The sequence below is a fragment of the Sinorhizobium sp. M4_45 genome (assembly GCF_002885915.1).
Taxonomy (GTDB): domain Bacteria; phylum Pseudomonadota; class Alphaproteobacteria; order Rhizobiales; family Rhizobiaceae; genus Sinorhizobium; species Sinorhizobium meliloti_A.
Genome location: NZ_NWVE01000001.1, coordinates 927,625 through 951,151 on the forward strand (window position 1 = coordinate 927,625; position 23,527 = coordinate 951,151).

Here is a 23,527-nt window from a genome sequence, read left to right on the forward strand (position 1 = left end):
ATAGTTTTTTTCGAATCTGCCTCTGGAGCACAGTTGATCGCAATGGATATCAACATCCGGCATCTGCGGGTCTTCATGCAGGTCTGCGAGACGGGCAGCCTCAACCGGGCGGCCGCCGAGCTGCACATTTCACAACCCGCCGTCTCGGTGGCGCTCGCGGGGATCGAGCGCCGCTTCGACGCGAAACTCCTGTCGCGCTATGCTGCCGGCAGTCAGCCGACGGCGGCCGGCGAGGTTCTCTTGACGCGGATACGCCGCATGGAGAACCAGATCGCATTGGCGCTGGCCGAGCTCTTCGGCTTGAGTTCGCAGCGCGATCCGACGCTGGTCGCCAAATGTATCGCGCGAATAACCTTTCGGCAGATAGAGGCGCTGATCGCCCTTGCCGGCAACGGTTCCATCACCGAGGCGGCGCGCGGCGGCGGCGGCTCGCCGGCGGCGCTGCACCGGGCATTGCATGACCTGCAGACCAATATCGGCAGGGCCATCCTCATGCGCAGCCCGGCCGGCGTGGCGCCGAATACACTAGGCCGCCGCCTCGCGATGCGCTGGCAGGTGGCCCTCACCGAACTGGAGCAGGCGCTGGATGAAATCCGCGAAATCGAAGGGCGCATGGAAGGGCGGATCAAGATTGCAAGTCTTCCGCTTGCGCGCACCCTGTTGATTGCGCGCGCCGTCAACCCCCTTATGGCGGAGCACCCGAATGCCCGGGTGGAAGTCGTGGATGGCTCCTACGAGGCTCTGTCGCAGCAGTTGCGCACCGGCGCGAGCGACATTCTGATCGGAGCGCTGCGTTCGGGCAGCGACCTCGAGGGGCTGCGGGCGGAGCCCCTTTTCGAGGACCCCTACGCGGTGGTCGGACGATCCGGGCACCCGCTTCTCAACAGCAGCGGAAAGGGTGCATCACTTGACCAGCTCGCCGCCCAGCAATGGGTCGCCCAGCGTCCCGGCACGCCTATCCGGGCCGCATTCGATGCGCTTTTTGCTGGTTGCGGGGACGCGCCAAGGGCGAGTATCGAGACGAGCTCGCTCGTTCTCACGCGTGCCATCATTCTGGAAAGCGACCGGCTGTCGATGCTCTCTCGCCGCCAGATCGCCATCGAGGAAAGAGAAAATCTCCTTGGTTGCATTCCGGTCGCCGATGAGGTGCGCAGCCGGCTCCGGACGCGGACGATCGGTGTCACCGTTCGGGAGAACTGGCTGCCGAGCAGGCTTCAGAAAACTTTTCTCGAATACCTGCGGGTGGCGGCAGCGGGTCTCGGCCAGGCGTGAGTTGCGATGTCGAACGATAACGTGTCCTACGCCCGCAGGCGGCTCATGAACTGGGCGAAGACCATCGAACCTTCCGGCCAGGGGCCGTGGCCGGATTCCGTATTGATGTGGCCGGCGTCGCCGGCATCGACGAGCAGCGATCCCCAGGCGTTTGCGATATCGCCGGCGTGCTCGTAGGAGCCGAAGGAATCGTTGCGGCTGGCCACCATGATCGACGGGAAGGGCAGGCGATCGCGCGGATAGGGGCCGAAGGTCATCAGGTGCTTCGGCCGGATATTCGGGTTGGCGACGTCCGGCGGGGCAACCAGGAATGCGCCGGCAATCTGCCGCGTGCAATGAGGCAGTGCGTGGATCGCCGTGGCAACGCCGAGCGAATGCGCGACAATGACGACCGGCTTCTCTGCGGCATTGACCTCCTCGATCATGCGCGCCACCCAATCCTCCCGCACCGGCTTCGACCATTCTGCCTGCTCGACGCGGCGCGCGGTCGACAGTTTACGCTCCCATCGGGTCTGCCAATGGTTCGGGCCCGAGTTGGTGTAGCCGGGAACGATGAGGATATGTGTTTCGGAAACCTTCATGATCGTCGCGATTTGAAGTCGAAAAAGGCCGAAGTCAAGGCGGAGGCGACAGAGGCGGCATTTTCTGTATAATCACACTCACAGTCGCGGTTCGACAGCGGCCCATCTTTTAACACCACTGTCGCGGGTCCGTGGCTGCTCTGGTTCGTTGAGGAGTGTGAGCCATGACAACCTTCCATGTTCTGTCGGGGGCAGATCCGACCGTCGCGCATCCCGGCATACGAAAGATTGGCATTGCGGATGTGTTCGACGCGTTGCGTCTCGGGCTGGATGACTTCCGGGAAAAGCCGTCGCATTATGTTTTTCTGTGCCTCATATATCCAATCGCCGGCGTCGTGCTGATGACGTGGAGTGCGGGAGCGAACATGTTGCCGCTGCTCTATCCGCTCGCTTCCGGCTTTGCCCTCATCGGGCCTGTTGCTGCCATCGCCCTCTATGAGGTCAGCAGGCGTCGCGAACTCGGCATGGACGCGCGGTGGCCGCACGCAATGCGGCTGCATCGCCATCCGGCAATCCCGTCGATCCTCGCGGTTGCCGCTGTCCTCTTCGTCATCTTCGTCGTCTGGCTGCTGGTCGCCCAGGGTCTTTATCTAACCATCTTCGGTTCGACGCCTCCGGCTTCGATCTCGGAGTTCTGGACCAGTGTGACCACCACCGAGCAGGGGTGGAATCTGATCCTGGTCGGCAATCTTGTCGGCTTCGTCTTTGCCGTCGTCGTGCTGTCGATAAGCGTCGTCACCTTCCCGCTGCTCCTCGATCGCGACGTCGGTGCGCTGACGGCGATGGAAACATCGGTCAGAGCGACGCTCGCCAATCCGGTGCCGGTGGCCCTGTGGGGCTTGATCATCGCAGCCGGACTGGTGATCGGCTCCATCCCGGTCTTCGTCGGTCTTGCCGTCATCATGCCGATCTTCGGCCACGCGACGTGGCATCTCTACCGCAAGCTGGTGGAACAACCGGCCGGTCCGGCGCGATAGGTCTCCCGCTCGAGCGGGGAGTTGGGAGCGACCGCCTCAACATCCCGCTCGGATCGCCACTGATCAGCGAAAGAACTTGTAATAGGATGAGATCTGGGCTGCCGTGTTCGAGGACAGGTTCAGCTTGATGCCGATCCTGTCGCCGCGGACCCAGCGCACCATGCCGGAGAGAAAGCCGAGCTCCTCGCTCCTGATCGTCACTTCCTGACCGGTCCGCGCGCCGATATCGAAGAGCAGCCTGAAGCAGATGCCTTCGTCGGAAAGATCGACCACAATCCCGTTGGTCGAACCCGTCTTGCAGGTGACGGTCCCGGTTATCTTCGTCTTTTCGCGCGAAGAGGCGCGCTGAAGGCTGTCCTTGTAAACCATGGTTTTCTCGAAACCTGATTGCGACAGCTGTAAGCTTCACATGGAGCACCTAAAGGACCGCTAAAGACTTCGCCCGCATTTGAACGAAGGACGTCAAATGCGGGCATGGAAAAACGTGCGCCATTCCGGGATCAGCGGTTTCCGTCCCACCTAGACGGAACCGAAAACCCGCCGGAAGATCGTGTCGACGTGCTTGGTATGATAGCCGAGGTCGAATTTCTCCCGGATGTCCTCTTCGGAAAGAGCTGCACGGACTTCCGTGTCGGCGAGCAGTTCTTCGAGGAAGTCCTTGCCCTGTTCCCAGACCTTCATGGCATTGCGCTGTACGAGCCGGTAGGCATCCTCGCGCGAAACACCGGCCTGGGTGAGGGCGAGAAGAACACGCTGGGAGTGAACAAGTCCGCGGAACTTGTTCATATTCTTCAACATATTGTCCGGGTAGACGAGAAGCTTGTCGATGACGCCGGTCAGCCGGGCCAGCGCGAAATCGAGCGTGACCGTCGCATCCGGACCGATCATGCGCTCGACCGACGAATGCGAGATATCGCGTTCGTGCCACAGGGCGACGTTTTCCATGGCCGGAACGACGAAGGCGCGGACCATGCGGGAGAGTCCCGTCAGGTTCTCCGTCAGCACCGGATTGCGCTTGTGAGGCATGGCGGAAGAGCCCTTCTGGCCCGGCGAGAAATATTCCTCCGCCTCCAGGACCTCGGTGCGCTGCAAATGCCGGATCTCGGTTGCGAGACGCTCGATGGAGGAGGCGACGACGCCGAGCGTTGCGAAATACATCGCGTGGCGATCGCGCGGGATCACCTGAGTCGAAACGGGTTCAGCCTTGAGGCCGAGTGCTTCTGCCACATGTTCCTCGACGCGGGGATCGATATTGGCGAAGGTGCCGACCGCTCCGGAAATGGCGCAGGTCGCGATCTCCTCGCGTGCAGCGAGAAGGCGCTGTTTGCAGCGGTCGAACTCCGCATAGGCAAGCGCGAGCTTGACGCCGAAGGTCGTCGGCTCGGCGTGAATGCCGTGCGAACGGCCGATGGTCACCGTGTCCTTGTGCTCGAAGGCACGCCGTTTCAGCGCCTCGAGCAGCTTGTCGAGATCGGCGAGCAGGAGATCGGTCGCGCGGACGAGCTGAACGTTGAAGCAGGTGTCCAGCACGTCGGAAGAGGTCATGCCCTGATGGATGAAGCGGCTGTCGGGGCCGACGAATTCCGCAAGATGGGTGAGGAAGGCAATGACATCGTGCTTGGTGACGGCTTCGATCTCATCGATGCGGGCGACGTCGAAGGTTGCCGCGCCGCCCTTTTCCCATATGGTCTTTGCAGCTTCCTTGGGGATCACGCCGATTTCGGCCAAGGCGTCGCAGGCATGCGCCTCGATCTCGAACCAGATGCGGAACTTGGTTTCCGGCGACCAGATGGCCACCATTTCCGGCCGGGAGTAACGGGAGATCATGGGCTTCAAGCTTTCGTCGAGAGTGGAGGATGGCTGTGCCTCTATCAAAGATGGCGGTGAAGCTCAACGCCGTTGCCGCGCGTCCGATCGCGCGAGCAGCAGACTCGTTGCCACGAGCGCGACGGCACCGAGCGGCAGATAAAGGCGAACGCCGAGGACCAGAAACTGGTAGAAGGCGGCCAGCGACGTGAACGCGAACTGGAACATCCAGGTGCGAGTCCCGGTCGTCGCATGCCACTGCGCATAGAAAGCGCGGTAGTCGAGGGCGAACAGGAATGCCGTCGTTCCGATCGTGCCGGCGGTGAGACACAGGAAAAAAGCTGAAAAGCGTGTCTCGACCGGTCGGTTCTGCGACAGGCAACGGGCGGCAAATAGCGAGAGCGGCCATGCGATGAGACCGCCCCACGCGTAAAGCGCGAGGATGCTTTTCAGGTGGAAGGTGGCGTCATTTTCCCGCCACCAAAGTGCAAGCCACGCCGAGAGCGCCATCGCGAAGCCCCAGCAGAGCGCGCCCAGGATCGCTTCCCGCAGGCTCGGAACCGAATGGGAGAGACGGAAGCGCTTGGGCCGGTCCGGGGCTGCGACGAGCACCTTTGCCCGGACCGCGGCCTTCCCCTCCATCAACCGGGAATCCGCACCGGTACCGCGATCCAGCGGCCGTCGGTGGTGCCTTCGAAGCCGAGCGACTCGACCAGGATCATCACTGCATGGACCTCGGAGCCATCGGTCTTGACATGGGTCACGACGCCGCCGATGCGGTAGCCCGTCGGGCAACGTCGGCTCAGTGGGATCCGCTGATCGTCTTCGAGTATTTCCGCTGCGGGTTTTCCGGCCTTCTCGGTCATCGTCAGACGGAAGCCCTTTACCTCTTTCAGAAAGCCCTCGCAAATCCCTTCCGGCTCGAAGACCTTCTCTTCGAGCTTCAGCGTATAAACCTTGCGGAAGGGTGCATCGGCGGGAAATGAGGAATAGGTCAGCGTGCGCGGCTCTGCATCGAGCTCGGTCACAGGATTATAGGCGGCGATCACTCCCGGCGTGTGGTGGAGACGATAGGCATCGATGAGCGGCGCAGAGCGCCTGTGGGCTTCACCGCGCGCCGTGTGCAGATCGGCTCCGTCCTCTTCCGCAACGGCGCGCACGGGCGCGCCTGGCAGGAAGGCGTCGGTATTGGTGTCGAGAACGTAAATCGTAGAATAGGGAAAGCCGGAGCCGTCCTGGATACCGTATTCCTCGAAGGCGAAGACATCGCCATCCGATGAAAAGCCGATCGGTTGAAAGGCGGCATAGTCGCCGACCGCGGCACCCGATGCGGCAAGCATCGCCACCATGATGCCGGCAGTGGCTGCGCGCGCCTTCATCCGCGTGCCTTTTCCGCCTGTGTGCGGAGCACTTCGATGGCGCTTCGATACGCATCGACGGAATCGCCCTTGAAGATGGCGGAGCCGGCGACCAGCACATTGGCGCCCGCTTTCGCTGCGACGCCGGCCGTATCCGGCGCGATACCGCCATCCACCTCGATCTCGATCGGGCGACTGCCGATCATTGACTTGATCCGCCGGATCTTCTCCTCCGTCGCGCCGATGAACTTCTGGCCGCCGAAGCCAGGATTGACCGTCATCACAAGAACGAGATCGACGGTGTCGAGGACATATTCGATGGCGCTTTCCGGCGTCGCCGGATTGATGGAGACGCCGGCTTTCTTTCCGAGCGACCTCACAGTCTGCAGCGAGCGGTGCAAATGCGGGCCTGCTTCGGCATGGACTGTTATGATGTCGCAACCGGCCTTCGCGAAGGCTTCGAGGAAGGGATCGGCCGGCGCGATCATCAGGTGGCAGTCGAAGGTTGCCCGGGTGTGCGGGCGCAGCGACTTGATGACGTCGGGCCCGAAGGTGATGTTCGGCACGAAATGTCCATCCATGACATCGAGATGGATCCAGTCTGCGCCGGCCTCGGCGACGTCGCGAACCTCCTGGCCGAGTTTGGAGAAGTCGGCCGCCAGGATCGACGGGGCAATGCGAATTGGGTGGGTCATCATCGGGCTCCGGCTCTTTCCCGCGCCATAGCATTCTCGGGCCTCCCGAACAACCGGCGCGAAGATCAGGAGCGTGAGGACCAGGCAGGTATCAGATCGTCTCCGGCATCTCGTGCATCATGGACGCCGCGCGCGATCGCACGGGCCATCGTGGCGGCTGCCGCGGCGCTGAGATCGATGAAATCCTGAAGCAGCGGCGTCTTTCCGCTCGTGCCCGTCGAAAGCGCGAAGACCAGATCGCCGTCAAGGGGCGTATGAGACGGCCATAGGGCACGCGAAAAGCCGTCATGGGCCGCGATCGCCAGACGCTTGGCTTCCGCCTTGGTGAGCAGCGCATCGGTGGCTATGACTGCGATGGTCGTGTTCGTCCCCGACGCTTGCCGCTCCCGAAATTTGAAGCGCGGGGTAGCGGCGTCCTGCGGCCAGGGCGTGGGCTGGCCCAGCCCGCCGAACTCGTCGTCCATCTCGAAGGGTGCAGCCCAGAAATGAGGTGTGTCGCCGACGGTCGCGGAGCCGACGGCATTCACGGCCACGAGGGCGCCGACAGTGATCCCATTGGCCAGCACCGTCGACGCGGAGCCGATACCGCCCTTGAAGGTCGCGGTAAGCGCGCCCGTGCCTGCGCCGGTGCTGCCGGTGCCGAAGTCCGCCGATACCGCATGCGCCGCTTCGTAGCCGAGATCGCGATACGGAGCGTAGCGTCCCCAATCCTTGTCGCCGCCATTTGCCAGATCGAAGAGGATCGCCGCGGGCACGATCGGCACACGATGCGGGCCGACGGCGAAACCGCGCCCCATCTCGCGCAGCGCCGCCTGAACGCCCGAGGCGGCATCGAGGCCGAAGGCCGAGCCACCGGAGAGCACGATCGCGTCGACCACCTGGACCGTATTGTGGGGCGCAAGCAGCTCGGTCTCGCGCGTACCGGGAGCGCCACCGAGAACCTGAACGGCGGCCGTCGCCGGCGGATCGCAAAGCACGGCCGTAACCCCGGATTTCAGCCTGACATCCTCGGCATTGCCGACCAGCAATCCGGGCACGTCCGTGATGAGATTTCTGGCCCCTTTCCGCATCATTCCTTATTGTCCGTAGCGGTTGCATCGACGAAACGCCCGTCCTGCCATCGCATCAGCCTGTAAGGGGTTTCGGCAAGCTCGTGCGCATTGTTGAACCCGATCGGCCCGAGCACCGTCGGATAGGGTCCTTTCGTCAGGGCATCGGCAAGCGAGCTGCCGTCTTTTGCCGCCTGGTCCTTTGCCTGCTCGAGGAGCGACACTGCGGCAAAGGCGGGCAGAACATATCCCTCGGGCTCGATCTTGGCGGCGCGCATGGCCTTTGCCACCGCCGCAGCCTCCGACGATCGTGCGGGGTCGGGTATCGTCATGGCAAGGACGCCGTTCTCGAGCGGCACGTCGAGATCGGCAGCGTTCAGCGTGTCGCCGCCAAAAAGGGTTATCGGGACGTTTTCCGCTTTCGCGTCACGCGCAATCACCGCCGTATCGTTGCGATCGCCTCCGGTGAAGACATGCGTTGCACCGCTCTTCGCCAGTCGCCGAACGAGGCTCACCTGCTGCTCCTGCGAGGGGCGGTAGGTGTCGGTGAAAACGGGCGTTATGCCGATCTCGGCCAACCCGTTGCGCACGCTCTCGACAAGCTCGCGGCTGTGGATCGTCCCGTCGTCGATCAGAGCGAGCGGCCTGCTTTTCCAGTTCGCGACGATGGCATCGGTGATCGCCGCCGCTTCCGCCTTGCCGCCCGGCGCCAGGCGATAGAACGGCCACTCCTTCTTGAGTGCGTCCTCCATGAGGATGTCGGAACGGACGCTGACGGTGATCGCCGGAATGCCGGCTTCGGCCAGGGCCGGCAGCGCGGCCTCAAGGCTCTCGGTGCACAGAAAGCCGATCGCCGCTTCGGCGCCGCTCGCAAGCAGGGCCTTCGTCAGCGCCTCGCCGCCGGCAGGATCGCAGGTTTCGCTGATCGGGATCACCTGGCTTCCGCGGTCGCCGGCCTGGAATACTGCCCCGGCAGAAATCTGCCTGCCGAGGGAGGCGAAGGGCCCTTCCTCGGGAGCCACGACCGCGACCTTTACGCCGGCAGCGAAAGCAGGACCGGTCAGGGCAAGTGCAGCGACAAAGAGGCTCGTGGCGATTGATCTAGGCATGTCATTTCCCGCTATCGACCGCCATGTTTTAAGGATGTGGGCGCGCCGGTCAAAGGAAAAGATCGAGGCATAACGAGGCTTTGTCGCCGCATCGATTGCAAGCGCCGCTGATCCGCAAGATTCTCGCATCGCCGGGTTTCATATTTTCCGCGAGAGTCTATGTATGTGCGAGATATCGTTCCGGAGCGAGATGTGTTGGAGAAGACCCGGCTGGACCCGATAACCTACCGTGATGCGATGAGCCGCATGTCGTCGCATGTGCAGCTGATCACGGCGGCCGATGGCAAGGAGCGGCGTGGCGTCACGATCACCGCGTCCTGCTCGGTATCGGACGATCCGCCGACAGTGCTCGCTTGCCTCAACGCAGCCAACCGGCGCAACGACATCTTTTCGCGTGGCGGCAGTTTCGCGCTGAACCTGCTCGGCTCCCAGCATCACGCCCTGGCTCACGCCTTTTCTGGCCGCGACCAGCTCGACATGGAACGACGTTTTGCCCTCGGCCGGTGGACGCAGCGCACGACCGGTGCACCCATCCTCGTCGAGGCGATCGCTGCCTTCGACTGCCGCCTGATCGAAGTCAAGGAAGTGGCCACGCATCTCATCCTTATCGGCGAGGTCGTGGATGTGCAGCTTGGCCCGAAGCAGCCACCGCTCATTTATGTAGACCGCGGATATCACACGCTATAGGTTTTCGTCCACGCGGGAGGAAGCATGGCGAGACAGGTGACAGGAAAGCTGCCTCAGTCCATCGACGAGACGAGGGCGATGCTGGAGGCGCAGGATTATCTCGCCGGAACCGCGCTGGCGACCGTTCTCTTCCTGGCCCTCAGGATGAAGCGCCCGCTATTCCTCGAAGGCGAGGCCGGCGTCGGCAAGACCGAGATCGCCAAGGTGCTGGCGCGCGCCCTCGACCGGCCCCTTATCCGGCTTCAGTGCTACGAGGGACTTGACGTCGCCTCGGCCGTCTACGAGTGGAACTATCCCGCCCAAATGCTGGAAATCCGCCTGTCGGAAGCGGCGGGCACCGTCGACCGCCAGAGAGTGGAAAGCGACATCTTTTCCGAGCGGTTCCTCATAAGACGGCCGGTGCTGCAGGCGATATCAACGACGGCCGGGCGGGCGCCGGTGTTCCTGATCGACGAGCTCGACCGCACCGACGAAGCTTTCGAGGCCTTTCTCCTGGAGGTGCTTTCCGATTTCCAGGTCACAATCCCCGAGCTCGGGACGATCAGGGCCGACGAGCCGCCGATCGTCATCATCACCACCAACCGGACGCGCGAAATCCACGACGCCTTGAAGAGGCGCTGTCTCTATCACTGGGTCGACTACCCCGGGGCGGCGCAGGAACTGGAGATCATCCGCCGCAAGGTCCCGGGCTGCAACGCGGCGCTTTCGCGCGAGATCGTTGCCTATGTTCAGAGGTTGAGGGCGCTCGACCTTTTCAAGAACCCCGGCGTCGCGGAAACGATCGACTGGGCCACGGCACTCACGGAGCTCGACGCGCTGGCGCTCGATCCCGAGACGGTAGCCGATACGCTGGGGACGCTTCTTAAATATCAGGACGACATCGCCCGGATCGAAGGTGCCGAAGGCCGCCGCCTGCTTGCCGAGGTGAAGGCCGAATTGCTGGCGCAGGGCTGAGCAGGATGACCGCGGGAGCCCATGCGAATGATGGAAGGCTCGCCGATAATATCGTCTTCTTCGCCCGTGCCCTCAGGCGGGCGGGACTGCGGATCGGTCCGGCCGCCATCGCCGATGCGATCGGTGCCGTGAAGCTGATCGGCATCGGCTCCCGCGGCGAGTTCTATGCAGCGCTCCAATGCACCTTCGTCAAGCGGCATGAAGACCAGGCCGTATTCGACGAGGCTTTCCGGCTGTTCTGGCGCTCGCCGGATCTGGTGAACAAGATGATCGCGCTCATGTCGCCCATTGCCATGCCCCGCTCCGGGGAGGATCGGCGTCGGCGCGCCGGCGAAGAACGCGTCCGTGATGCGCTTCTTGCCGGCCGGGACGGCGCGCAGCAGCCAAGCGAAGCGCCGGAGGTGGAGGTCGACGCACGCTACACGGTCTCGGGCCGCGAACTCTTCCGCAAGGCGGATTTCGGCCAGATGACGGCCGCGGAGATCGCGGAGGCAAGAAAGGCATTGTCCGCAGTCCTGCTGCCGCTCGACCGGGTACGCACGCGCCGCTATCGACGGTCCCACCGCCCGGTGCGGATCGATCCGCGCTCCACCATGCGAGATGCCATGCGGTTCGGCGGGGACTTCATCCTGCCGCGCTTTCGCGAGCCGCGGCTCGTCCATCCGCCATTGGTCGTGCTTGCGGACATTTCCGGATCGATGAGCAAGTATACCCGGATATTCCTGCACTTTCTGCACGCCCTCACCGAACAGCGCCATCGTGTCCGTACTTTCCTTTTCGGGACGCGGTTGACGAATGTCACGAGGCAGATGCGCAACCGCGACCCCGACGAGGCGCTGGACGACTGCATCGCGGCAGTCAAGGACTGGTCGGGCGGCACGCGTATCGGAGAGACGCTTCACGAGTTCAACCGCCGTTGGTCGCGCCGGGTGCTCGGGCAGGGGGCCGTTGTCCTCTTGATGACCGACGGGCTCGAGCGCGACGATACGGCCGAACTGGAGATCGAGATCGATCGACTGCACCGTTCCTGCCGCCGTCTCGTCTGGCTCAATCCGTTGCTGCGTTTCGACGGTTTCGAGGCGCGCGCCCGAGGTGTCAGGGCCATGCTTCCGCATGTCGACGAGTTCCGCCCGATCCACAACCTCGAATCCGTCGCCGATCTGGTGAAATCGCTGTCCGGGCGCGGAGCGCGCGACGCCGATCCGCGGCGCTTCCTGAACCATGGACGGCCGGCCGTTGACCGCGCGCCGGCGAATGCGTCACAGTGATGTGACTTGATCCGATGCAGGATCATCGCCTGAGTGCAATTTTCGGAGTTGCAGCATGCAGAACGAGCCGAACATCCTCGATCCTCTGGAGGTGGCCGAGACCTGGCACGGTCAAGGTCGCTCCGTGGCTCTCGCGACCGTGATCGAAACCTGGGGTTCCGCGCCCCGTCCCGTCGGCAGCCATCTGGTGATCGACGGCGAAGGCAATTTTCAGGGTTCCGTTTCCGGCGGCTGCGTCGAGGGCGCGGTTATTGCGGAGGCTGCCGAGGTGATTGCGTCCGGTACGCCGCGGGTTCTCGAATTCGGAGTGGCCGATGAGACGGCTTGGCGCGTCGGCCTTTCCTGCGGTGGCCGGATCCGCGTCTATGTCGAACGAATTGACGGCTGAACGATGGAACTGAGCACACTGCAGACACTCAATCTCGCCCGTGCGTCGCGGCGCGCCGCCGTCGTCGTCGGGGATCTTTCGGACGGCAGCAGTCAGGCTTTTGTCGAAGGCGATCGCATTCCCCCCGAATGGGCCGCGCCCGTCTCCGAAGCGCTGCACTCGGGCCGGCCCCGTCTTCTGAAGGTCGAGGAAAGGGCGTTTTTCATCAACGTTCATCTGCCGCCCCCACGTATCGTCGCGATCGGCGCGGTTCACATTTCGCAGGCATTGGCGCATCTGGCGCCGGTCGCAGGTTTCGACATGGCGGTCATCGATCCGCGTACCGCCTTTGCAACGGCCGAGCGTTTCCATGGCGTCGAGCTTCTTGCAGACTGGCCCGAAGACGTTCTGCCCGCTCGACCGCTCGACCGCTATACGGCAGTCGCCGCTCTCACGCATGATCCGAAGATCGATGACTATCCGATCAGGGCGGCGCTGGAAGCGGGATGCTTCTATGTCGGCGCGCTTGGCAGCCGCAAAACCCATGCGGCTCGGACCGAACGCCTGCAGGCGCAAGGGGTGCAGGGGGAGGCGATCGCACGTATAAAGGCCCCGATCGGCCTCGATATAGGTGCCGCGAGCCCGGCCGAGATTGCGGTTGCCGTGCTGGCGGAAATCATCGGGGCGCTGCGGCGTCGCGACGTGAACCTGCCGGTGGAGGGGGCGAAGTGAGGTTCGGACCCGTGCGGCTTGCCGATGCCGAAGGCGCTCTCCTGGGCCATTCGGTAAAGATCGGTACAATGAAACTGGCGAAGGGGCATCGCCTGAGCGCCGACGATGTCGCGGCACTTGCCGAAGCGGATCTTACGGAGGTCATTGTCGCGAGGCTCGAGCCGGACGATCTGGCGGAGGACGAAGCCGCGGCGCGCATAGCTGCGGCGATCGCCCCGGATCATCTGCGATTCTCGCGGGCTGCCACGGGCCGGGTCAACGTCTATGCTACCGTTGCCGGTCTTTTCGTTGCCAATCGCGCCGTCGTCGATCAGCTGAACCGTATAGATCCGGCGATCACGCTCGCCTGTCTTGCCGATCATGTTGCCGTCGACGCAGGCGACATGGTGGCTACGATCAAGATCATCCCGCTGGCCGTCCAGCAAGCGCTCGTGGAGCGAGCGCAGGCGCTGCTTCGGGCGGATCTGGCCTTCGAAGTCAAGCCGTTCACGCCCCGGCGCGCGGCCCTGGTGGCGACCGAGCTGCCTTCGTTGAAGGGCCAGGTGATGGACAAGACGCGCGCCGTTCTCACCGCAAGGCTCCTGCAATCGGGCAGCCGCCTCGATAGCGAGCAACGCGTGGCTCATACCACCGAAGCGGTCGCCGCCGCGATCTCGGACGCTGCCGTTTCGCATGACATGATCATCGTCTTCGGCGCTTCGGCCGTGGCTGATCCGGACGATGTGATCCCTGCCGCCATCCGGCGCGCGGGCGGAGTCGTAGAACACGTCGGGATGCCGGTCGATCCGGGCAATCTGCTCGTGCTCGGGCGGCTAGGGGATATTCCGGTCCTGGGTGCTCCCGGATGTGCACGAAGCCCGCGAGAAAACGGCTTCGACTGGATTCTCGACCGGTTGATCGCGGGCGAGTGGCCGAGCAATGCCGATATTACCGGGCTCGGCGTCGGCGGGTTGCTCAAGGAAATCCCGACGCGTCCGCAGCCCCGGGAAGGCACCGGCGGCAAGCGGCCCGGTCCCGTCGGGATCGTGGTGCTCGCAGCCGGCCAGGCAAGCCGGATGGGGCCGGACGGCCGCCACAAACTGCTTGCGGAGTTCGAAGGCATCCCGCTCGTGCGCCGGTCGGTGGAAACCGCCATCGCCGCGGTTCCGGGCAGAGTGATCGTGGTAACAGGGCATCGGGAGGCGGAGATCCGGGCGGCACTCGCGGGGCTGCAGCCCACATTCGTCTCGAACCCCGATTACCGGAGCGGGATGGCCGCTTCGCTGATTGCCGGTCTCTCCGCCCTCGACGCCGACTCCGGCGGGATGCTCGTCATGCTTGCCGACATGCCGGGCATCACTTCGGCACACCTGGCGAAGTTGATCGCTGCCTTTGAAGCCGAATCCGGCCGTGCCGTGGTGCGTGCCGTCGCCGACGGGCAGCGCGGCAACCCGGTCATTCTGCCGAAGGAGACCTTCCATGCCGTCCGGCAGCTCGTCGGCGACGTCGGGGCGAGGCACATCGTCGAGCGATGCGGCTTGCCGGTGATCGACGTCGAACTCGGTGCTGCGGCGCGTCTTGATCTCGACACGCCGGAGGCGATAGTGGCTGCCGGCGGGCTATTGAGGGATTGAGCGATGGACAATGCGGCAATCGAGGAGATTTTCGAAACACTCGGCCCGGTCAAGATTCGCCGCATGTTCGGCGGCAAGGGCATCTATTTCGACGGCATCATTCTTGCTTTGGAAGTGAACGGCGAAATTCTTTTGAAGGGCGATGCCGAATCGGCGCCGGCGCTCGAGGAAGCAGGCGCGCGGCAGTGGGCCTATGAAGGCAAGGGCAAGCCGGTGAAAATGCCCTATTGGAGCATCCCCGAGCCGGCTTGGGACGACCCGGATGAAATGGCGCGCTGGGTTGGACTTGCCTATGCGGCCGCGCTCAGGGCGAAAAAGTAGGGTGAGTGGCGGGGTTCAGGCGAGCGCCCGCACCGCATCAGCCGCAAAGCGGGATAGAGGCTGGGGCAGGGCGCTCAGGTCGAACCAGCGGATGTCGGAGAGTTTGTCCGGCTCGGTGAGACGCGGCTCGCCGGAGAAATTTTCCGTCACATAGATCAGCGAGATCCAATGTTGCCGATCGGCTTCGATCATCTGTTCGCTGATGCATAGAAAGCGGGTCGAATGGATGGAAAGGCCACTTTCCTCCTCCGCCTCGCGTCGGGCCGCATCCTGCGCGAGCTCCATATGATCGACTTTACCGCCGACGATGCTCCAGTGACCGGCCTCCGGCGCCTTCAGGCGTCGGCAAAGGAGGATCTTTCCATCCCGCAGGATTGCCAGACCGCAGCCGAGACCGGGGAAATCGATGCCGGGCAGTGCCATCAGCGGAGAATCAGGCCTTGCCCATGATCAGCATGAAGGCCGGAATGTCGTCACCGAAACCGACCGGCGTCGGACCGTCGTCATGATCCCGGCGGTTGCGCTGGCGACGGTCGCGATTGTCGTCATTGGCTGCATTCTGCGCGCGGCCGGGACGGTCGCTACGGCCGTTATGACGATCCTTGCTGTCGGCATTGCGTTCGATCTTCACCGCGTCGACCCTTTCCGGGACTGTTTCGAGTTCTTCTGTAATATTGCCTGAAGCCGTGACAGGCTTGCGATCGGCGTGAGCCTTGCCGGGACGCTCCCTCTTCCGATCCTTGCGCCCGTCGCTGCTGCGGTCGCGACGGCTGTCGTGGCTCTCCATCGGCTCGGGCAATTCCGAAAGGTCGCCGTTGTACCATTCGACCTTCTGGCCGATCAGTTTCTCGATGGCATCGGAAAACTTCGTCTCGCGCTTCGTGATGATCGTGAAAGCGGCGCCGGAGCGGCCAGCACGGCCCGTTCGGCCGATGCGGTGGACATAGTCTTCAGCGTGGATCGGCACGTCGAAATTGAAGACATGGCTGACGTCGGGAATGTCGAGCCCTCGCGCCGCGACGTCGGAGGCGACCAGCAGCTTGATGTTGCCGTCCTTGAAATTGGCGAGCATGGCCATGCGTGAACGCTGATCCATGTCGCCGTGCAGCGCGCCGACCGAAAAGCCATGGCGATCGAGCGAGCGGAAGAGTTCGGCGACATCCTTCTTGCGATTGCAGAAGATGATCGCGTTCTTCAGGTCCTCCTGGGACCGAATGAGTTCACGAAGCACCGCGCGCTTCTCGTAATCCTTGCCGTTTGCGGCTACGAAACGCTGCGTAACGGTTATGGCCGTCGAGGACCGGCGCGCCACCTCGAGCCGCTCCGGATTCTGCAGGAAGCGATCCGCAAGCTTCTGGATTTCGGGCGGCATGGTCGCGGAGAAGAACAAGGTCTGGCGCGTGAAGGGAATGAGCTTCGCGATTCGCTCGATGTCGGGAATGAAGCCCATGTCGAGCATGCGGTCGGCTTCGTCGATGACGAGGATTTCGACTCCGGTCATCAGGAGCTTGCCGCGCTCGCAATGGTCGAGCAGGCGGCCGGGCGTGCAGATCAGCACATCGGCGCCACGCTCGAGCTTGCGGTCCTGCTCGTCGAAGGAAACTCCACCGATCAGAAGCGCGATGTTGAGCTTGTGATTCTTGCCGTATTTGTCGAAGTTCTCTGCAACCTGCGCAGCGAGTTCGCGCGTCGGCTCGAGGATCAGCGTACGCGGCATGCGTGCGCGTGCGCGTCCCTTTTCCAGAAGGGTCAGCATCGGCAGCACGAAGGATGCGGTCTTGCCGGTTCCGGTCTGGGCTATGCCGAGAATGTCGCGGCGCTGAAGCGCCGGCGGGATGGCACCAACCTGAATCGGTGTCGGTATCGTGTAGCCCGCATCGGTAACTGCGGAGAGAACTTTCTGGCTCAGGCCAAGGTCAGCGAAATTGGTCAAAGGGGAAACTGTTTCCGTTCCGGTTCTGATGAACTCTGATCGATCGTTGGAAAATGCAACAGCATGTGGCGGCGCTCATACGACCAAAGGCGCCGAAAGTCAAGAAATCCAGCACCTTGAAACACTGGAAGTTGAATCCGCCCGATTCTCATGCTTTTCGCGTCAGGCGCGGGAGAGGTAGCGGCCCGCACGCCCGTTGTCAATCGAGATAGCCGGCGAGCTCCGTTCCGGCCCTCAGGAAGCGCGCCGGATCGACGGCGTGCCCGTTCAGGCGAACCTCGTAGTGAAGATGCGGTCCCGTCGACCGTCCGGTACTTCCCGACTTGGCAATGACCGCGTCTGCCTTCACCACATCGCCGGCATCGACCAGGATGGCCGACAGATGTGCATAGCGGGTCGAGACGCCGTTGCCGTGATCGATTTCGATCATGTTTCCATAGCCGCCCGCAGACCCTGCGGCCGTTACGGTGCCATCGGCGGTCGCGCGGACTCGCGTGCCGGTCGGTGCGCGAAAGTCCGTCCCCGCGTGCAGCGCCGGGCGGCCGAGAAATGGATCCAGCCGATTTCCGAAGCCGCTGGAGACATCGGCTGCAGGCGCCGGGCTGGCGAGAGGAAGTCTTTTTGCTGCCTCACGGGTCTGCTCGAGCTCCAGGAGAGCAGTGTCGAGACCGACCAGGGACCGATCGAATACGTCTCCGTTCTGCGGTTCGACGAAGGGACCGCCGACACCGGCTTCCGCGGCCGTATCCGTGGCGAGCGCTTCGTCGGCTGCGGGAAGCGTGAAACCGGTATCCTCCACGATCGCCCTGATCGTCGCGGACGTCCTTAGTGCGCTGTCCGTCATCTGCCGGAGATGCGCCATCTGTTCGCGCTCCACACCCTTAAGCGAAAGCGTAACATTGGAAAACACCCTGTCGGCCCGGTCGGAAGCGCTTTCGCCATCCACATTCGCGGAAGAGACGGGTGCATAGCCGAGGACGGCGGAGCGGGGAGGCCGATCATCATCCTTGCCGGCAATACCCATGATCGTCTCGATGGCCTTGACGCCGCTCCGAGCTTCTGCGCGCCCGTCATAGGCCAGCGGTTCCGTCGCCGGCAGAGTGTTTTGCTGTCCGGCATGATTAAGGGCCGTACCGTTTTCCGGGAGTGCGCCGAACTGGCCGCTTCTCGAGGTCAGTGCCAGCTGCCGCTGCAGAAGCTTCTCTACCTTCTGCTCGACAACCTGCTGATCCAGCAATTGCCGGCTCGTGACACGGTCAACCTGCGCTCGCAGTGCAGCGATCCGGTCCTCGTATTCATGCTGCATGCGCGCCTGCCGTGCGATCGTTCCGCCGATCAGGTCGTCGCGAAGCACCAGATATGTGGTTGCGGCAAGATATCCTGTGCCGAACATTCCCAGGAAACAGATGGCCAGGGTCGCCATCCATGGGCGGACAGTCATGTGCCGGACCCGGTCGCCGCTCGCCAGGATCAGGACGTGACTTTGCCTGCGTTTCCCGAAGGCGTTTACCGAACCAACAGACACCACATCACCCCCGCCGATGCGCCCCGGTTGCGCGTCAGTAGACGCGCTGCGCCGTAGTTCGCGTTGCTCGACGGCAATTACACTTTGTTAGGGTTAATAAAGCGTGTGTGCGAGGCGCTATCTCAGATGTTGGTGGAGGCGGTCATCGATCGGTAGAAGGAGGGGGTCAATCCCGCTTCCGCCCGGGCAATGTCGTTGAACGGGGGTTTGAGCGGTCCGCGGAAATTCGCCCGCACCAGCGTTTGAAAGGTTGCGGCGGGGTCCTTCTTCTGCCGTGCGCAGAGAAAGCGGAACCATTTCGCTCCGACCGCGACGTGGCCCTTCTCGTCTTCGTAGATGACGTCGAGGACGGCAGCGCTCTCATCGTCGCCGGTCTCCCGCATCTTCGCACGCAGTGCCGGGGTCACATCAAGGCCACGGGCTTCGAGAATCAGCGGAACGACGGCCAGGCGGGCGGTCAGGTCGTTGCGCGTGTCGTGCGCCGCCTGCCAGAGGCCGTCATGGGCGGGAAGGTCGCCATAATCTGCGCCGAGGTCGTTCAGCCGTTGCCGTACCATTCGAAAATGCTTGGCCTCTTCGAAGGCAACCTGCATCCACCCGTCAAAGAAGGAATTCGGCACCGGCTCGGATGCAAAGCGTGCGATGATGTCGAGGGCCAGATCGACCGCGTTCAGTTCGATGTGGGCGATAGCGTGAAGCAGAGCGATGCGCCCTTTCAGCGAGCCGAGCGAGCGCCGCTTGACCTGGGTCGGTGGCGTCAGAACGGGTCTTTCCGGGCGGCCGGGCCGTTCGGGCACGGCGCGGTCCAAGGGCGAGCGCAGGGACAGCGTTCGCGCCTGCCAGCGCCGCGCCGCCTCCTGCGCAAGCTCGGTCTTGACGGCAAGATCGGCGGCGCGGATCGCTTCGACGGCGGCGCCGCGCAGGCTGTGGAATTGCGGAAGTCGCGTCATGGTCTTGCCGTATCCGCTCAAAGCGCCTTTGCGGCGGCCAGAACCTCGTCGGCGTGGCCGGGGACTTTGACCTTTTCCCAGACGCGGCTGATCACGCCCTGCCGATCGATAAGGAAGGTGGTCCGCTCGACGCCCATGTATTTGCGGCCGTACATGCTCTTCTCGACCCAGACGCCGTAGGCGTTTGCCACAGCCTTGTCCTCGTCGGCGCCAAGGGCGACCGTGAGGTCGTGTTTTTTTGTGAAACGATCGTGGCTCTTGGCCGAATCTGGCGATATGCCGACGAGCGCAATCCCCGCTTCCTGGAATTCCTCCTGCAGAGCAGAGAAGGCGATAGCCTCCTCCGTGCAGGCTTTGGTATCGTCCTTCGGATAGAAGAACAGAACGATCGGCTTTCCGCGCAGCGCAGCGAGCGCGATCGAACCGCCGCCATCACGAGGAAGTTCGAACTCCGGGGCGATATCGCCTTGTCCCAATCCTGCCATGATCAAACCTTTCTTACGTCACGTTTTGTGGGCATTCCGCGGTTAATGCATGTCCCAAAATCGTGCAGCGTCTTCGGGATCGAATGCAGCGCGCTTGAGGCATATCGGAGATCGCCGAAGTCCGTCCAGAAGAGTTGTGATAGATTTGACAGGTGCCGGACGGCTTCGTAGCTACTGTATGATCCTTTAACTCGGATTCGAGTGGAGGTGAAATCGTGCTGGCTCAATGCCATAAGCGATCTTGCGCGAAAGGGGAAATGGCTAGTCTTCTCGCTCCCGCGAGAGACGAAGCATGGTGATTTGGTTGGACGAGTATCGATCTAAATGGGGCGAATGAAAGACCCGGCCATCGCTCACGTGGCAGCGGCCCGATGGGAAACACGCAATGGGGCGATCAGGTCGGACGCTCGGGCCGATGACTGAAATCCGCGGCGAAAAAGTCGACTTTCGCAGAGAGGACATCGTCGCGCTGCACGCGTTGCCCTCGGCCCAGGCGCACGACCCGGTCATCGTGCACACGCCGCGCCCGGGCGGGGCGTGGCGCTTCTGCGCACGGCTTTTCCTGTGCTGCTCCCTCCTTGTCTTCATCGCCGTTGCTTCGCTCGTCGCCATCATAGAAAGCGGGGTCGTCGACGGACCGTTGAATGCCCGGGCACGTAATGCGCTCAACGCCGCGCTCGGCCAGGGTTACCGCGCCGATGTCGAAAGCACGGTCATCCGCTTGACGGGCGGCGGCGCAATTGCGCTCAAGGCGCGCGGCGTGACCCTGAAGGAGAGCGGTTCGGGCCGGCACCTCGCCAAGCTCGGTGCGATCTCGATCGCCCTCGATCCCTTCGCGCTGGCGACCGGCCGCATCGACGTCTCGAGGCTCGAAGCGGAGGGAGGCGAACTCGACACCGGCCTCTTGCCGCGCGGCGAGCCGATCGATCTCACCGCCATCCGCATCGCCGATGTGGGTAACGCGCTTGAGGAGCTGTTCGCGCAGGGCGACCGGATGTCACGGTTGACCGCGGGGCGGGCGACGCAGACCGTCGTGCTCTCGGATTTCAGCCTGAAAGTCAGCGGCGCCCGGGGGCGCGTTGTTCCCGTCGATATCAGGACGCTGGAATTCAGCCACGATCCGGACAGCTCGATGCGCGTTGACGGTACGATCGCGGTCGACGGGACAGAGTCGGTGCTGACGGCAAAGGCTCTCGGCAAAAATGGGCGCATTGCTGCCTTCGAGGCCCGCCTCGACGCGCTCTCGCTTTCGCCGTTCCTCTATCACGGAAAATCGGCCAGGGAGGAGGCCTTCGGCATCGAGACCACCGCCGATGTGATGCTCAACGCGTCTCGCGCGACGGACGGCAGGAAGCCTGCACTTACGGCAACGGTCAAGACTTCCAAGGGCTCCTTCCACGCCGGCGGTCTCGTCTCGACTCTCAATTCCTCTGACCTGAACCTCTCCTACGATTTCGAGCGGGCCTCCGTCGAAATTCTGTCGTCGATGATCAGGATCGGCCGTTCGAGCTTCCCTTTTACCGGCGCCCTGATCGATCTCGACAAGATCGCCGGCGCCGATCGCAAGGGCTTTGCGGTCGATCTTCTGCTCAAGAACGCCAGTTCCGATCCCGAAGACATTCAGGAGCGGCCGCTTGCATTTGACGCCAAGGCGAGCGGCCGATTCGAGTCCGACGCGCACCGGCTGATCTTCGATCAGCTGGCAATATCGAGCCCGCTCGGTTCGATGGCGGGCTCGCTCTCGGTCGCCTTCGGCAAGACGTCGCCAAGGATCAGTTTCGCCGCACTCAGCGACAGGCTGCATGCCCGGGCGGTGAAGCAGCTATGGCCATGGTGGCTCGCGAAGGGGGCTCGCCGCTGGGCGATCGGCAATCTCTTCGGCGGGACGGTGAGCGATGCACGCATCGAGGTCTCGATACCAGAGGGGCGCATCGCCAGCAGCGGCGGTGAGTTGAGGCTCGACGAAAAGGAGCTCAACATCAACTTCGCCATCGACGAGACGCGCATCAACATCGCCGGCGAGATCCCGCCGCTGCGCGACACGGCCGGGCACTTCAGCCTGAGCGGCGAGCGCATGTCCGTTGCGGTCCGGAAGGGCGCCGCCTTTTTCCCGTCCGGGCGGTCCGTCGCCTTGAACGGGGGGGATTTCGTTATCGCCGACGTCTATGAGAAGCCGCTGATGGCGGAAATGAAGATCGAGGTCGCCGGACAGGCGGACGCCATAGCGGAGCTCGTTCGCTACAAGCCCATCCAGGCCCTTCAGAAGACGCCCTTCGCGCCGGAGGATTTCGCCGGGCCGATGACGGCACTGGTGGGCGCACGGTTTGGCCTCATATCCGACCAGATGCCGCCGCCGCCGCTGTGGCAGGTGGAGATGCAGCTTGAGGACGTCACGATAAAGCGGCCCATAGCGGGACGATCGATCGCCAATCTCGACGGTAAGATGCGGATCGACAACGAGCGTGCGGTGCTTCAGGCGAATGCCCTCATCGACGGTGCGAAGATGCGTGTCGCGCTCACCGAACCGGTGGACGGCTCGGCCGGTGTGACGAGAACGCGAGAAATCTCGGGGACGCTCGACGATGCGGCGCGGGCGAAAATCGCCCCCGCGCTGTCCGGCATCGTCAAGGGGCCCGTCGGCATCGACGTGTCGCTTGCGGAAGACGGCAGTCAGGCGGTGAAGGCCGACCTCGGCAAGGCCGTCCTGTCGCTTCCCTGGATCGGCTGGAGCAAGGGGGCGGGCATCGCCGCACAGGCGGCGTTCACAATCCGGCCCGTCGGCAGCACCACGGAAATAAACGACCTCCGGCTCACCGGTGAGGGTTTTGGCGGCACCGGCGAATTGCGCGTCGACGAATCGGGTCTTGCAGCGGCGCGGCTGCGCGGCGTGCGCCTCGCAAGCGGAGACGATTTCGCCGTCACGGTCGGGCGCAGCAATGGAGGCTACTCGGTGGACCTGACCGGCACTGCGGCTGACATCCGGCCGGCGCTCGCCCGCGTGAAGAGCGGATCGGGCTCGAAAGGCTCGGGCAATGTGAAGATCAATGCGCGGCTCGATCGGGTTACCGGCTTTAACGGCGAAGTGCTCTCGAATGTAAACCTGGCCTATTCGAGCCGCGGTCAGCAGATCGACGATGTCGATCTTTCTGCGTTGACTGCAAGCGGTCAGGCCGTCGTCGCCAGACTGGTGAAGGCCGGGGCGGACAACACACTGGAACTGACGACAAGCGATGCCGGGGCTTTCGCGCGCTTCATCGATATCTATCGCAATATGCGCGGCGGCCTCCTCAATCTGCGACTGCGTGATCGCGGCGCCAATTCCTGGCGTGGGACCGTGGATATCCGCAAGTTCTCGCTCGTCGGGGAGCAGAGGCTGCAATCGATGGTCTCGACGCCGGCGGGGCAGGACGGGCGCAGCCTCAATGAGGCGGTCAGGCGCGATATCGATGTGAGTACGGCTCAGTTCGAGCGCGGTTACGCGCAACTCCTGCTGGATCAGGGCGCGATCCGCGTCGGCAGCGGGGTCGTCCGCGGCGTCGACGTCGGCGCGACGTTCCAGGGTACCGTCCGCGACTCCAACGGCCGCATGGACATGACGGGAACCTTCATGCCGGCCTATGGATTGAACCGGCTCTTCGGCGAGCTGCCGCTGATCGGTGTCCTCCTCGGAAATGGCCGTGACCGCGGTCTGCTCGGCATCACGTTCAAACTCACCGGTCCGTTCAGTCAGCCGAATCTGACGATCAACCCGCTGTCGATCATAGCGCCGGGCGTCTTCCGCAACATTTTCGAGTTTCAATAAAAAGGCCGGCGCTGCGGCCGGCCAGGTTCCCATTGCCTTGTCA

General features: G+C 63.4%; 23 protein-coding genes. 10 read left to right on the top strand and 13 right to left on the bottom strand.

Annotated elements, in window-relative coordinates; all coding sequences use genetic code 11:
* The first annotated feature begins 33 nt into the window (after window positions 1-33).
* A complete protein-coding gene (locus CN933_RS04640; RefSeq protein ID WP_018095071.1) occupies window positions 34-1,272 on the top strand; it encodes a LysR substrate-binding domain-containing protein in 1,239 nt (412 codons plus the stop codon).
* A 26-nt stretch (window positions 1,273-1,298) separates the two neighbouring features.
* Here the strand turns inward: CN933_RS04640 and CN933_RS04645 are convergent, their stop codons facing one another.
* Window positions 1,299-1,853: an RBBP9/YdeN family alpha/beta hydrolase gene (locus CN933_RS04645; RefSeq protein ID WP_018095070.1), complete on the bottom strand. Its 555-nt coding sequence runs from the start codon at window positions 1,851-1,853 to the stop codon at window positions 1,299-1,301.
* Window positions 1,854-2,017: 164 nt separating this feature from the next.
* On the opposite strand from CN933_RS04645, the gene CN933_RS04650 reads away from it, so the two are divergent.
* A complete protein-coding gene (locus CN933_RS04650) occupies window positions 2,018-2,830 on the top strand; it encodes a DUF2189 domain-containing protein (protein WP_018095069.1) in 813 nt (270 codons plus the stop codon).
* A 63-nt stretch (window positions 2,831-2,893) separates the two neighbouring features.
* Here the strand turns inward: CN933_RS04650 and CN933_RS04655 are convergent, their stop codons facing one another.
* The 7 genes from CN933_RS04655 to CN933_RS04685 form a co-directional block, all read right to left on the bottom strand.
* Entirely contained in the window at window positions 2,894-3,199 is a 306-nt protein-coding gene (locus CN933_RS04655) for a PilZ domain-containing protein (protein ID WP_018095068.1), read from the bottom strand.
* Window positions 3,200-3,349: 150 nt separating this feature from the next.
* Window positions 3,350-4,657 carry an adenylosuccinate lyase gene (gene purB, locus CN933_RS04660; RefSeq protein ID WP_018095067.1) on the bottom strand — a complete coding sequence of 436 codons (1,308 nt, stop codon included), beginning with the start codon at window positions 4,655-4,657 and terminating at the stop codon, window positions 3,350-3,352.
* Between the two features lie 63 nt (window positions 4,658-4,720).
* Window positions 4,721-5,278 carry a hypothetical protein gene (locus CN933_RS04665; RefSeq protein WP_018095066.1) on the bottom strand — a complete coding sequence of 186 codons (558 nt, stop codon included), beginning with the start codon at window positions 5,276-5,278 and terminating at the stop codon, window positions 4,721-4,723.
* A complete protein-coding gene (locus CN933_RS04670; RefSeq protein WP_018095065.1) occupies window positions 5,278-6,015 on the bottom strand; it encodes a DUF2259 domain-containing protein in 738 nt (245 codons plus the stop codon). The genes CN933_RS04665 and CN933_RS04670 overlap by 1 nt, the downstream gene beginning before the upstream one ends.
* A complete protein-coding gene (rpe, locus tag CN933_RS04675) occupies window positions 6,012-6,692 on the bottom strand; it encodes a ribulose-phosphate 3-epimerase (protein ID WP_018095064.1) in 681 nt (226 codons plus the stop codon). Before rpe ends, CN933_RS04670 begins: the two co-directional genes overlap by 4 nt.
* Before the next feature lie 62 nt (window positions 6,693-6,754).
* Window positions 6,755-7,762 carry a P1 family peptidase gene (locus CN933_RS04680; protein ID WP_018095063.1) on the bottom strand — a complete coding sequence of 336 codons (1,008 nt, stop codon included), beginning with the start codon at window positions 7,760-7,762 and terminating at the stop codon, window positions 6,755-6,757.
* Window positions 7,759-8,847, bottom strand: coding sequence for a branched-chain amino acid ABC transporter substrate-binding protein (locus CN933_RS04685; RefSeq protein ID WP_026168606.1), 1,089 nt, complete (start codon window positions 8,845-8,847; stop codon window positions 7,759-7,761). Before CN933_RS04685 ends, CN933_RS04680 begins: the two co-directional genes overlap by 4 nt.
* 159 nt (window positions 8,848-9,006) lie before the next feature.
* Here CN933_RS04685 and CN933_RS04690 point away from each other — a divergent pair, with 159 nt between their 5' ends.
* The 7 genes from CN933_RS04690 to CN933_RS04720 are packed head-to-tail and all read left to right on the top strand — an operon-like array spanning window position 9,007 to window position 14,789.
* Complete coding sequence (locus CN933_RS04690) at window positions 9,007-9,534, top strand: flavin reductase family protein (RefSeq protein WP_018095061.1); 528 nt, start codon at window positions 9,007-9,009, stop codon at window positions 9,532-9,534.
* 24 nt (window positions 9,535-9,558) lie between these two features.
* Entirely contained in the window at window positions 9,559-10,488 is a 930-nt protein-coding gene (locus tag CN933_RS04695) for an AAA family ATPase (RefSeq protein WP_018095060.1), read from the top strand.
* Window positions 10,489-10,493: 5 nt separating this feature from the next.
* The gene (locus CN933_RS04700) at window positions 10,494-11,756 is read left to right on the top strand and encodes a vWA domain-containing protein (protein ID WP_018095059.1); all 1,263 of its coding nucleotides are present in this window, start codon (window positions 10,494-10,496) and stop codon (window positions 11,754-11,756) included.
* A gap of 55 nt (window positions 11,757-11,811) precedes the next feature.
* Window positions 11,812-12,144 (top strand): XdhC family protein, encoded by a 333-nt coding sequence (locus CN933_RS04705; protein ID WP_018095058.1) that lies wholly within the window; start codon window positions 11,812-11,814, stop codon window positions 12,142-12,144.
* 3 nt (window positions 12,145-12,147) lie between these two features.
* Window positions 12,148-12,855, top strand: coding sequence for an XdhC family protein (locus CN933_RS04710; RefSeq protein WP_018095057.1), 708 nt, complete (start codon window positions 12,148-12,150; stop codon window positions 12,853-12,855).
* Complete coding sequence (locus CN933_RS04715) at window positions 12,852-14,468, top strand: NTP transferase domain-containing protein (RefSeq protein WP_018095056.1); 1,617 nt, start codon at window positions 12,852-12,854, stop codon at window positions 14,466-14,468. Before CN933_RS04710 ends, CN933_RS04715 begins: the two co-directional genes overlap by 4 nt.
* Before the next feature lie 3 nt (window positions 14,469-14,471).
* The gene (locus CN933_RS04720; RefSeq protein ID WP_018095055.1) at window positions 14,472-14,789 is read left to right on the top strand and encodes a TfoX/Sxy family protein; all 318 of its coding nucleotides are present in this window, start codon (window positions 14,472-14,474) and stop codon (window positions 14,787-14,789) included.
* A 15-nt stretch (window positions 14,790-14,804) separates the two neighbouring features.
* Here CN933_RS04720 and CN933_RS04725 read toward each other — a convergent pair whose 3' ends face one another.
* The 5 genes from CN933_RS04725 to CN933_RS04745 all read right to left on the bottom strand — a co-directional run bounded on the left by CN933_RS04725 (window position 14,805) and on the right by CN933_RS04745 (window position 19,682).
* Complete coding sequence (locus CN933_RS04725; protein ID WP_018095054.1) at window positions 14,805-15,212, bottom strand: NUDIX hydrolase; 408 nt, start codon at window positions 15,210-15,212, stop codon at window positions 14,805-14,807.
* A 10-nt stretch (window positions 15,213-15,222) separates the two neighbouring features.
* Window positions 15,223-16,722 carry a DEAD/DEAH box helicase gene (locus CN933_RS04730; protein WP_018095053.1) on the bottom strand — a complete coding sequence of 500 codons (1,500 nt, stop codon included), beginning with the start codon at window positions 16,720-16,722 and terminating at the stop codon, window positions 15,223-15,225.
* Between the two features lie 199 nt (window positions 16,723-16,921).
* A complete protein-coding gene (locus CN933_RS04735) occupies window positions 16,922-18,247 on the bottom strand; it encodes a M23 family metallopeptidase (RefSeq protein WP_026168605.1) in 1,326 nt (441 codons plus the stop codon).
* 122 nt (window positions 18,248-18,369) lie between these two features.
* Window positions 18,370-19,197 carry a ferritin-like domain-containing protein gene (locus tag CN933_RS04740; RefSeq protein WP_026168604.1) on the bottom strand — a complete coding sequence of 276 codons (828 nt, stop codon included), beginning with the start codon at window positions 19,195-19,197 and terminating at the stop codon, window positions 18,370-18,372.
* 17 nt (window positions 19,198-19,214) lie between these two features.
* Window positions 19,215-19,682, bottom strand: coding sequence for a peroxiredoxin (locus CN933_RS04745; protein ID WP_018095051.1), 468 nt, complete (start codon window positions 19,680-19,682; stop codon window positions 19,215-19,217).
* Between the two features lie 385 nt (window positions 19,683-20,067).
* On the opposite strand from CN933_RS04745, the gene CN933_RS04750 reads away from it, so the two are divergent.
* Window positions 20,068-23,484 carry a YhdP family protein gene (locus tag CN933_RS04750; RefSeq protein WP_180980692.1) on the top strand — a complete coding sequence of 1,139 codons (3,417 nt, stop codon included), beginning with the start codon at window positions 20,068-20,070 and terminating at the stop codon, window positions 23,482-23,484.
* The last annotated feature ends 43 nt before the right edge of the window (window positions 23,485-23,527 follow it).

Bases quoted from the DNA above. Each gene is read 5' to 3' on its own strand.
- CN933_RS04645 (WP_018095070.1), bottom strand. From the start codon at position 1,853: ATGAAGGTTTCCGAAACACATATCCTCATCGTTCCCGGCTACACCAAC.
- CN933_RS04650 (WP_018095069.1), top strand. From the start codon at position 2,018: ATGACAACCTTCCATGTTCTGTCGGGGGCAGATCCGACCGTCGCGCAT.
- CN933_RS04655 (WP_018095068.1), bottom strand. From the start codon at position 3,199: ATGGTTTACAAGGACAGCCTTCAGCGCGCCTCTTCGCGCGAAAAGACG.
- purB (WP_018095067.1), bottom strand. From the start codon at position 4,657: ATGATCTCCCGTTACTCCCGGCCGGAAATGGTGGCCATCTGGTCGCCG.
- CN933_RS04665 (WP_018095066.1), bottom strand. From the start codon at position 5,278: ATGGAGGGGAAGGCCGCGGTCCGGGCAAAGGTGCTCGTCGCAGCCCCG.
- CN933_RS04670 (WP_018095065.1), bottom strand. From the start codon at position 6,015: ATGAAGGCGCGCGCAGCCACTGCCGGCATCATGGTGGCGATGCTTGCC.
- rpe (WP_018095064.1), bottom strand. From the start codon at position 6,692: ATGATGACCCACCCAATTCGCATTGCCCCGTCGATCCTGGCGGCCGAC.
- CN933_RS04680 (WP_018095063.1), bottom strand. From the start codon at position 7,762: ATGATGCGGAAAGGGGCCAGAAATCTCATCACGGACGTGCCCGGATTG.
- CN933_RS04685 (WP_026168606.1), bottom strand. From the start codon at position 8,847: ATGCCTAGATCAATCGCCACGAGCCTCTTTGTCGCTGCACTTGCCCTG.
- CN933_RS04690 (WP_018095061.1), top strand. From the start codon at position 9,007: ATGTATGTGCGAGATATCGTTCCGGAGCGAGATGTGTTGGAGAAGACC.
- CN933_RS04695 (WP_018095060.1), top strand. From the start codon at position 9,559: ATGGCGAGACAGGTGACAGGAAAGCTGCCTCAGTCCATCGACGAGACG.
- CN933_RS04700 (WP_018095059.1), top strand. From the start codon at position 10,494: ATGACCGCGGGAGCCCATGCGAATGATGGAAGGCTCGCCGATAATATC.
- CN933_RS04705 (WP_018095058.1), top strand. From the start codon at position 11,812: ATGCAGAACGAGCCGAACATCCTCGATCCTCTGGAGGTGGCCGAGACC.
- CN933_RS04710 (WP_018095057.1), top strand. From the start codon at position 12,148: ATGGAACTGAGCACACTGCAGACACTCAATCTCGCCCGTGCGTCGCGG.
- CN933_RS04720 (WP_018095055.1), top strand. From the start codon at position 14,472: ATGGACAATGCGGCAATCGAGGAGATTTTCGAAACACTCGGCCCGGTC.
- CN933_RS04725 (WP_018095054.1), bottom strand. From the start codon at position 15,212: ATGGCACTGCCCGGCATCGATTTCCCCGGTCTCGGCTGCGGTCTGGCA.
- CN933_RS04740 (WP_026168604.1), bottom strand. From the start codon at position 19,197: ATGACGCGACTTCCGCAATTCCACAGCCTGCGCGGCGCCGCCGTCGAA.
- CN933_RS04745 (WP_018095051.1), bottom strand. From the start codon at position 19,682: ATGGCAGGATTGGGACAAGGCGATATCGCCCCGGAGTTCGAACTTCCT.
- CN933_RS04750 (WP_180980692.1), top strand. From the start codon at position 20,068: ATGGGGCGATCAGGTCGGACGCTCGGGCCGATGACTGAAATCCGCGGC.